General features: G+C 60.9%; 3 protein-coding genes. 2 read left to right on the top strand and 1 reads right to left on the bottom strand.

Annotated elements, in window-relative coordinates:
- Positions 1–35 precede the first annotated feature (35 nt).
- Together panB and map are read left to right on the top strand one after the other, a co-directional pair.
- On the top strand, positions 36–902 hold the full coding sequence (gene panB / locus EOL86_13225) for a 3-methyl-2-oxobutanoate hydroxymethyltransferase (protein ID NCD26536.1): 867 nt from the start codon (positions 36–38) through the stop codon (positions 900–902).
- 93 nt (positions 903–995) lie between these two features.
- The gene (gene map / locus EOL86_13220) at positions 996–1,829 is read left to right on the top strand and encodes a type I methionyl aminopeptidase (protein ID NCD26535.1); all 834 of its coding nucleotides are present in this window, start codon (positions 996–998) and stop codon (positions 1,827–1,829) included.
- A gap of 108 nt (positions 1,830–1,937) precedes the next feature.
- Here map and EOL86_13215 read toward each other — a convergent pair.
- Positions 1,938–3,083: (Fe-S)-binding protein (locus EOL86_13215; protein NCD26534.1), on the bottom strand; the 1,146-nt coding region annotated here is incomplete at its 5' end.

The following is a 3,083-nucleotide window of genomic DNA, read 5'->3' as shown; positions in this document are numbered from 1 at the left end:
GATAACGAGATCAAAAAAGTCAGCGGAGGCGGCGCATGAAGAATCTGGGCGACTTCCAGGATATGAAGGCTCGGGGTGAAAAAATCGTGATGATCACCGCGTACGATTACCCCACGGCGCGACTGGCCGAGGAAGCGGGCATGGACGTGCTTTTGGTCGGCGATTCCCTGGGCATGGTCGTGCTGGGCTATGATTCGACCGTGCCCGTGACCATGGCCGACATGATCCACCATACCCGCGCCGTGTGCCGGGGTGCCCGGGATTCGTTCATCATCACGGACATGCCGTTCATGACCTATCACGTTTCTCCTGCCCAGGCCCTGGAAAACGCCGGCCGATTGGTGCAGGAGGGCGGATGTCATGGCGTCAAGGTCGAGGGTGGAGCCGAAATCGCGGAGCAGGTCCGGGCCATGGTCCGGGCCGGTATCCCGGTTTGCGGCCATGTCGGGCTGACCCCGCAGTCGGTCACGGCCCTGGGTGGTTACAAGGTCCAGGGCAAGAGCGCCGACGCCGCGCGCAAGCTGCTTGACGATTGTCTGGCCCTGCAGGAAGCAGGGGGGTTCATGATCGTGTTGGAATGCATCCCGGCACAGGTCGGGGAATTGATTTCGGAAAAGCTGGGCCTGCCGACCATTGGCATCGGCGCTGGGCCGGCCTGCGACGGACAGGTCCTGGTTTTTCACGACACCTTGGGCCTGTTCGAGCGTTTCGTGCCAAAATTTGTCAAACAGTTCGCGAATTTGGGGTCTGCAGCCCGTGACGGACTGAGTGCCTATGCGCGGGACGTGCGCGCCGGCGCGTTTCCCGGGATCGAACATTCCTTTTCCATGAAGGCCGAAGAACTGACCCGGGTTTACGGGGAGACGGCGGACACGGGCACCACTGCCCGGAACTCATTTTAGAATTTCAATAAGCCGAGACGGTGTTATTGCGCACCGTCCGGACAATGCGTTTGGTTCGTGGTTTGTCCGCGCCGACGCGACAGGGGATTAATCATGTTTTTTCGGAATAAATCGGCAAAGTCAGTGCGCCGCAAACCGTTTGGGTCCGTGCGCGAGGAATATTGGAAGAAATATCGCATCCGTCTCAAGAGCAAGGATGCCGTGACCGGGATCACCAAGGCCGGAGAATTGGTCGTGCGTACCCTGGACCTGGTGGCGGAGCATATCCGGGCCGGCGTGACCACGGAAAGTATCAACACCCTGGTTCATGAATATACCTTGGAACACGGGGCCGTGCCCGCGCCGCTCAACTATCAGGGCTTTCCCAAGAGCGTGTGCGTGTCCATCAACAACGAAATCTGCCACGGCATTCCCGGACCGAGGGAACTGCGCGAGGGCGATATCGTCAATGTGGACGTGACCAGCATTCTGGACGGCTGGTTCGCCGATGCCAACCGCACCTTTCTGGTGGGCGAGGTCGATCCGGAAGCGCGGCGGCTTGTTGATGTCACCAGACGCTGCCTGGCCCTGGGCATCGGCGCGGCCCGTCCCGGCGCGACCCTGGGCGACATCGGGCATGCCATCCAGCTCCATGCCGAGGGTTCGGGCTATTCGGTGGTCCGGGACCTAGTCGGGCACGGTGTTGGCCACGCGTTCCATGAGCAGCCGCAGGTCAGCCATGTCGGCCGACCGGGCACGGGCATCGTGCTGGTTCCGGGAATGGTCTTCACCATCGAGCCGATGATCAATCAGGGTGGCATGGCCACCTCGCGTCTCGATGACGGCTGGACCGTGGTCACGGCCGATGGCAGTTTGTCGGCCCAGTTCGAGCAGACCATCTTGATCACGGAAACAGGCTCGCGCAGTCTGACGCCGTTTCCACTGTGATCCATACCTCCGAGCGCGGATAAAAAATGCCGGAGGCCCTTCGATGAAGAGCCCCCGGCGCGCAAGGAGAGACATTTTTCGCAAAGGCCGGGTTTATCCCGGCCTTTGTTATTTCAGGTGATCGGCCAGAACCTCGGCAATGTGCCGCACGGCGAAGCCGGACTTGTTCTTTTCCGCGCCGCCCCGCAGTTGCATGATGCATCCGGGACATTCGGTGACCAGCACCTCGGCGCCGGTCTGGGCCGCGTCGGTCAGCTTGTTTTTGAGGATCTGTTCGGACACGGCCGGGAACTTGGCCGAATAGGTGCCGCCAAAGCCGCAGCAGACCTGTTCCTGGTCGGCCGGAGCATATTCATATCCGCCCAGGGCCAGAAGTTTTCTGGGCTGCTCGACCACGCCCATGCCCCGGCAGAGATGGCAGGGAGCGTGCAGGGTCGCCCGTTCGTGGGTCTGCCTGAACTTGTCTTCGGTCACGCCCAGAATATCGGTCATGAAGGCCGAGAAGGGCATGATTTTGTCGGAGAATGCCTTGGCCTCGGCATTGTTCTCGCCCAGCAGGAAGGGGTAGTTGTTCTTCAGGTGCGAGGCGCAGGACGCGCACAGGGTGATGATATAGTCGTAATTGCCGGCCATGGCCTCGATATTCTGCTGGGCGACATCGATGCTGGCCTTCTTTTCGCCCATCATCTGCAGGGGCAGACCGCAACAGGACTGCTCCATGGGGAAATCCACGTCCACATTGTGGGCGCCGAGAACCTTCATGGCCGCTTCCAGCTGCTCGGGGTAGACAAAGTCCTGCACGCACCCGGAGAACAGGGCGATACGGTACTTGGGCGCGGAAACCCGGGGCTTGAGTTCCTCGAACCGGTCACGGAAAGGCTTGGCCGCGATGGCCGGCAGAGCCTTGAATCCATGGTCCTTGGCGAAGATGTGCGGCAGATGGCGGATGTACTGCGTACCGCCGGTCAGGGGCCGCTGGGCCATCTTGGCCGTGCGCAGGAAGGTGTGGAAGAGTTTGCGGTTCTTCATCAGCTTGGCCAAGAGCAACGATGGCAGCGGATGGCCTTCCTCGTCGAGAATGCGGGAATGGATCTCCTTGATGAGCCGCGGCAGGTCGATGCCGGCCGCGCAGATGTGCTTGCAGGCCTCGCAGTTGATACAGTTCTGGACCAGGTTCTTGGCCTTGTCCTTGCCGTGGAAGAAATAGGTCAGGATGAGGCCGATGGCGCCGATGTAAATGTGCCCCATCTGGTG

It is taken from the genome of Deltaproteobacteria bacterium, from assembly GCA_009930495.1.
Lineage (GTDB): Bacteria > Desulfobacterota > Desulfovibrionia > Desulfovibrionales > Desulfomicrobiaceae > Desulfomicrobium.
The sequence above is the reverse complement of the archived record's forward strand: the minus strand, read 5'-3'. Positions and strand labels throughout refer to the sequence as shown.

Bases quoted from the DNA above. Each gene is read 5' to 3' on its own strand.
- panB (NCD26536.1), top strand. From the start codon at position 36: ATGAAGAATCTGGGCGACTTCCAGGATATGAAGGCTCGGGGTGAAAAA.
- map (NCD26535.1), top strand. From the start codon at position 996: ATGTTTTTTCGGAATAAATCGGCAAAGTCAGTGCGCCGCAAACCGTTT.